The sequence below is a fragment of the Flavobacterium sp. UGB4466 genome, from assembly GCF_903469665.1.
GTDB classification, from domain to species: domain Bacteria; phylum Bacteroidota; class Bacteroidia; order Flavobacteriales; family Flavobacteriaceae; genus Flavobacterium; species Flavobacterium lipolyticum.
Genome location: NZ_CAGKLC010000164.1, coordinates 1 through 6,353, shown reverse-complemented (window position 1 = coordinate 6,353; position 6,353 = coordinate 1). Strand labels below are relative to the sequence as shown.

4 protein-coding genes are annotated in these 6,353 nt (G+C 37.9%); all 4 read left to right on the top strand.

The features are described from left to right. Nucleotides 1-191: 191 nt before the first annotated feature. The 4 genes from JO950_RS20885 to JO950_RS20870 all read left to right on the top strand — a co-directional run bounded on the left by JO950_RS20885 (nucleotide 192) and on the right by JO950_RS20870 (nucleotide 5,812). Nucleotides 192-1,922, top strand: a complete 1,731-nt coding sequence (locus tag JO950_RS20885; protein WP_202704373.1) for an amidohydrolase — start codon at nucleotides 192-194, stop codon at nucleotides 1,920-1,922. Between the two features lie 169 nt (nucleotides 1,923-2,091). After that, the gene (locus JO950_RS20880) at nucleotides 2,092-3,117 is read left to right on the top strand and encodes a DUF1214 domain-containing protein (RefSeq protein WP_202704372.1); all 1,026 of its coding nucleotides are present in this window, start codon (nucleotides 2,092-2,094) and stop codon (nucleotides 3,115-3,117) included. A gap of 39 nt (nucleotides 3,118-3,156) precedes the next feature. Next, nucleotides 3,157-4,902, top strand: coding sequence for an amidohydrolase (locus JO950_RS20875; RefSeq protein WP_202704371.1), 1,746 nt, complete (start codon nucleotides 3,157-3,159; stop codon nucleotides 4,900-4,902). A 94-nt stretch (nucleotides 4,903-4,996) separates the two neighbouring features. Continuing rightward, on the top strand, nucleotides 4,997-5,812 hold the full coding sequence (locus JO950_RS20870) for an alpha/beta fold hydrolase (protein ID WP_202704370.1): 816 nt from the start codon (nucleotides 4,997-4,999) through the stop codon (nucleotides 5,810-5,812). Nucleotides 5,813-6,353 lie beyond the last annotated feature (541 nt).

Below are 6,353 nucleotides of genomic sequence, written 5' to 3'. Positions count from 1 at the left end.
TTTATATATAGTATAAATTCTTACTTTTAAACATAATTAGAATCAATTTTGATATTAACCTATAAAAATATCAGTAAATCTATCTGATTTTCAATTTATTCACTTTTATCGAACAGATATATAATACCAAAATTTCCAGTTATAAAAATTAAGCAACCTAATTTAAAAAATACATGAAAAACTTGATTTTATTGCTTGCTTTTTCCATTGTTATGGTTTCTTGCAGAGAAGAAGTAAAAAAAACTGATAATACTGTCAAACCCTCATCTATCAGTACAGTATATTACAACGGAGATATACTTACCATGGAAGGCGAAAACGCTACTTACATCGAAGCAGTAGTGGTAAAAGACGGAAAAATTACTTTCACAGGAAGTAAAGATGAAGCAATGAAGAAAGCCGGTGAAGGACATAATATGGTCGATTTAGAAGGAAAAACAATGATGCCGGGTCTGATAGACCCACACTTGCATCCCAATCTTGGTGCTATGATTTTGAACACCAAATTTGCTGCACCTTTTGATTGGGTTTTTCCTTGGGGAACTGTCAAGGCCGTGAGAGGACATGAAGCATTCATAGCCAAAGTAAAAGAATATGAAGCTGAGTTAAAAGAGCCTAAAGAACCTCTTGTGGTTTGGGGTTTTATGGAGCCTTTTCATGGAGACATTTCACGTAAAGAATTGGATGGAATTTCTGCTACACGACCAATTATGATTTGGCAATATTCTGCACATGTAATGTGGTTGAACACTGCGGGGCTGAAGTATTTAAATATTACCGAGAAAGAAATCAAAGGAAACAGCCAAGTTGATTATGCCGCCGGAAAATTTGTAGAAGCAGGATTTTTCAATGTCGTTGTTCCAAAATGGGCACCGACCATTAGAAATGATGAAGTTATGAAGACCAATATGTTAAAACTTCGTGACCTTGTACATATGGGCGGACTAACTACTATTGGCGATATGGGTACAGGTTCATCGGGAGAACTTTGGGGCGATTTTAAATACATGAAGAATAATCTGGAAAACGATAAAACACCTTTCCGTATGCAATTTACCCCCGATGTAAATACATTGAACCTGGTAAATGGCGGTGATTTTGAAAAAACGTTTTCCGATGTAAAAGAGTTTGGCAAAAAAACTTCGCCACATATTATAATAGATCATGCCGTAAAACTTTATGCTGATGGTGCATTTTTTGGTCAGAATTTTCAAGTTTTACCTCCAGGATATTTGGACGGGCATAGCGGTAAATGGATTATGACCCCTGAAAATTTAAATGAAGCCATGAAATTTTGGTGGAACAAAGGTTATCCTATCCATATTCACTGCAATGGCAGCATGGGATTAGAAACCATCTTGGATGAACTAGAAAAATTACAAAAAGAATTACCACAATTAAAACAAAGACTCACCATAGAGCATTTTGGAGAATCTAAACCTGAGCAGTCTGCTCGTATTGCAAAATTAGGAGCGGTGGTGTCTGCTAATCCCTACTATCTCTATTCTATGGGTGATAAATATGTAGCCAATACTGTTCTTGGTAAAGAAAGAGGCTCAGAAATGGTTCGTTTGGGCTCATTGGTTAAAAATAAAGTGAAGTTTGCCCTGCATTCCGATTTCACGATGGCTCCTATTCAGCCATTGCTGCTAGCTTGGATAGCAACTAATCGTGTAACGGCCGATGGTACTTTGATGGCATCGCAAGAAAGAGTATCGACTTATGATGCATTGAAAGGTATCACGATTGATGCGGCTAATTTAATGCAATTGGATAAAATTACGGGATCCATAAAAGTGGGTAAAAAAGCGGATTTCGTAATACTTTCTGAAAACCCTTTAAAGATAGACCCTATGAAAATGAAAGACATTAAAGTGTTAGAAACTGTCTTTGAAGGCAAATCATTTCCCTTAAAAGAGTAGTTAACAGATTATTTAAATAATAATTTTTAATCATTTGCATACAGATATTTAATCAATTAAACAGTTAAATAGCATGAAAATCTTAACATCTATCCTTTTATCATCGTGCATAATATTATTCACTAGTGCTTACAGCCAGAATACTAATAAAAGTAAAACAATTGAAAAATTGAGTCCCACAATTAACACCTTTAGCAAACCACCCAAAAAGAACACCGAAAAGCTGTTTGATCCAATTACCCTGCCCAATGGAAAACAAAAAGTAACAGTCGATAATTTTGTCCGCGCCGAAACTGATAACTATTTCAAAATCAGAACAAATGATGGGTGCTTTGGTAAATTATGCCACAACAGCGGCCCTGCAGATGTTAATCATCAATATATAATCCGTACCAATCGTGATACGAGGTATTCTTATGGGATTTTTGATCTCAGCTCACCCCTTAGCATTACCTTACCCCAGACCAAAGGGCGTTTTATATCGATGATGGTTATTAATGAAGATTCCTATATCCGGGTTTTTTATGAACCGGGCAATTATACCTTGACAAAGGAAAATGTGGGTACTCACTTTATTCACATAACCGTCAGAACTTTGGCAGATCCGAATAGTTCTGAAGACAATAAAATAGTAACAGGAATACAAGAGTCAATTGTTGTCAAACAAGCAAGTACGGGCAAGTTGGAAATTCCCGATTGGGATGAAGAGAGCCTTACAAAAACGCGTAATTTACTTTTGGCATTGGCCAAAGATTTACCTAACAGTAAAGCCGCTTTTGGCACAGAATGGGAAGTAACCCAAGTACGACAACTGTTAGGAACAGCGGGGGGATACGGTGGAAATCCAGAAAAAGATGCTATTTATCTTAATTTAAATCCACCTAAAGATGATGGTGTAACTGCTTACACCCTGACTCTGAAAGATGTTCCTGTTGATGCTTTTTGGTCTGTGTCTTTATACAATGAAAAAGGGTACTATGAAGTAAATAAATACAATAGCTATAATTTCAATTCGATAACATCCAAGAAGAATCCGGATGGCAGCGTAACCATACATTTTGGAGGAGATCCCAACCAGCCAAATTTTTTATATATCATGAAGGGATGGAATTATATGATTCGACTCTACAGGCCTCACAAAGAAATTTTGAATGGAACTTGGAAATGCCCGGAATTAGTAGAAGTGAAACTATAAAAATCAAATGATTTATTTTTTTAATTAACTAATAAGCTTATGAAAAATTCAATCTTATCAATATTGGCATTTGCAATTTTGACGGTCTCCTGTAAAAAAGACGAAAAATTGGCGGCAGATCAAGGTTCAGGCAATAAAGCTACCGTTTATTACAACGGAGACATCATCACCATGGAAGGAAAAAAGCCCACTTATGCCCAGGCGATTGTAGTTAAAGACGGAAAAATACTATTTGTAGGCAAGGAAGAAGAAGCCATGAAGCAAGCAGGATCTGGACACATTATGGTAGATCTGAAAGGAAAAACGATGCTCCCGGCATTTTTAGATGCCCATAGCCATTTTCTTAATGTTGGTTTTACCGCATCGGTCGCTAATTTACTGCCGCCTCCGGATGGTCCCGGTGCCGATTTTGCTTCAATTATCAATGCAGTGAACCAATATAAAAATTCAGCAGACGGTAAAACGATGCTTAAAAAATTTGGCTGGATTTTAGGAAATGGCTACGATGATTCCCAGCTCAAAGAAGCGGACCACCCAAAAGCTGCTGATTTGGATAAAATAAGTAGCACTGAACCAGTAGTTATCGTACATCAATCAGGACATTTAGGGGTACTTAACTCCTATGCCATGAAAATGCTAGGCATCAATAAGGACACCAAAGACCCCGTCGGTGGAAAATATCGTAGAAATGCTGATGGGACGCCAAACGGCGTATTGGAAGAAGGTGCTTTTTTTGCCGTTCTATTCCCAATTTTAGGAAAAGGAGATGCAGAAGCTAATACTATGTTTATTGATAAAGCGCTCGTTGAGTATGCTAAAAATGGTTATTTGACTGTACAAGAAGGCAGGGCTACTTTACAGCAGATGTCCCAGTTAGAAGATGGAGCAAACAGCAAAAAGTTCTATTTAGATATTGTTTCCTATCCTGATGTTGCGCTGGGTGTAGAAAAAATTATGAAAAGCCCTTATTACAGCCCCACGCATCACTATAAAAATAAATACAGAATTGGCGGTGTGAAATTAACGCTGGATGGTTCGCCGCAAGGTAAAACTGCATGGCTCTCCCACCCTTACCATATTCCGCCTGCAGGTGAAAAAGCAGATTATAAAGGACAAGGCGTAATGACCGATCAACAGGCGGATGATTATGTAGCACTTGCCTTTAAAAATAAATGGCAGCTATTGTGCCATACCAACGGCGATGCTGCAATTGACCAGTATTTAAAAGCGATTGATCTCGCGGAAAAAAAATACAATTATCCCGATCACAGAACGGTACTCATTCATGGACAGACATTGCGCAAAGATCAAATTCCTGAATTGGTCCGCCTAAAAGTGATCCCTTCATTATTTCCAATGCATACTTTTTATTGGGGCGATTGGCATGTCCAATCCGTTTTGGGGCATCCCAGAGCTGATTATATCTCGCCGATGAGAGATGCAATAGATGCAGGACTTATTACAACTTCTCACCATGACGCACCCGTTACCTTCCCTAATTCGATGCGAGTACTCGATGCAACGGTTAACAGGGTCACCAGAAGCGGAAAAATATTGGGGCCAAACCAACGAATTACTCCTTACGAAGGATTGAAAACACTGACAGAATGGGCAGCAATCCAATATTTTGAAGAAAACTCAAAGGGTACATTAACTAAAGGAAAGCTTGCCGATTTGGTAATTTTGGATAAAAATCCATTAAAAATAAAACCTTTAGACTTGAATACCATTCAAATTCTGGAATCCATCAAAGAAGGAAACACGGTGTTTAAAATAAAAAAGTAAAATGAAAAATTCACATCATTGTCCCTCAAAGCGTTTGCTGGCCTTATTTATTTTATTTACAATAACATTTGGATACTCCCAAAAAAACAACTCAATGGGGATCAGAAAGCTGATACAAGCAAACGGTATTCAAATCGAAACCTTTATTTATGGAGATGGTCCTGCCGCTTTAATTATGGCAGCCGGTAATGGCAGACCGGCAATCCAGCTCGATGAACTCGCTCAGGCAATTGCATCAAAAGGAATCAAAGTTGTTACCTACAACTACCGAACTTTGGGAGCCAGTACTGGAAAAATTGAGGGATTAACACTCCACGATTATGCAGATGATCTTTGGAAAGTGGCAGACGAACTCGGTCTCAAAGAAGTTTACCTGGCTGGAAAAACGTATGGAAATCGCGTGGTGAGAACCGCTTCTCAAGACCGACCTGAACGTGTATTGGGCATTATTTTAATTGGTGCAGGCGGTGAAGCACAGCCATCTGCAGAAACTATGGCGCTGTATCAACGCTACATGGATCCCTCAATCAGCAAAGAAGAATGGCTTAAATTGCAAGGACAGCTTATGTATGCTCCAGGCAACGAGCATTTGGCTTTGCTGGATCAGGCACAAGGCGAATTTCCAGCCTTGGCCGGACAACAAGCCAAGTCTAGTGATGCCACACCAAAAGAACAGTGGTCTACGGGTGGTACAGCGCCAATGTTAGTTATAACTTGTTTATTAGATCGGGTTGCAGTGCCTGAAAGCGCTTTAAATATAGCAAAAGAGAGACCTAAAACCTGGCTGGTCGGATTGCCTTTATGCGGTCATAATATGCTGAACGAAAAAGGGAATGATATCAAACGCCTAATGGTAGAATTTATACTTAACACTCCTTCTGATGAAGTAAAATCAGCAAAACAAGATTAATCATAAAATATTCAAGATGTAAAAACAGAATTAAATTACTGTCTTTACTATTTACAGTAATAACTCCCTTTCTTTGTTTTACTAATCCGGCAATGATGCAAATTGGATTAAAACAGCCGAAAACAATGACGCTAAAAGCAGATTAAGATGTGGCTACCTCTCCAGGCAATGAAAAAAAGCAGATACAATAAAAATATGTTCAAGGCACTTTGTAACTCTACTTCCTGTATGGGCTAGATATTATTTCTCACACAAAAAGCGAAGGCGAATGATATTAAATAACTTTTAACTGACCATTCAACTCTGACATTTTCCCCACAAAAATGAGGGAAGACTTATTTAACCAAATAAAAAATCAAATAGATTTATTTTTAAATCCGAGAAAGTAATTCATAGAGCCAAAGAAAGACAATTCTTCCTTCAACTATAACAATCTTTTCAAATCTTCCATAATATTTGTAGAAGGTTCTGTCGCATCTGTCAGAATCAAATATAACACTTTAAGTAATTTAAAAGTTAGGCCGCCAATCTACAGAATGAT

What these genes read in the sequence shown, in the direction of transcription:
- JO950_RS20875 (WP_202704371.1), top strand. Translation starts at nt 3,157, where the DNA reads ATGAAAAATTCAATCTTATCAATATTGGCATTTGCAATTTTGACGGTC.
- JO950_RS20870 (WP_202704370.1), top strand. Translation starts at nt 4,997, where the DNA reads ATGGGGATCAGAAAGCTGATACAAGCAAACGGTATTCAAATCGAAACC.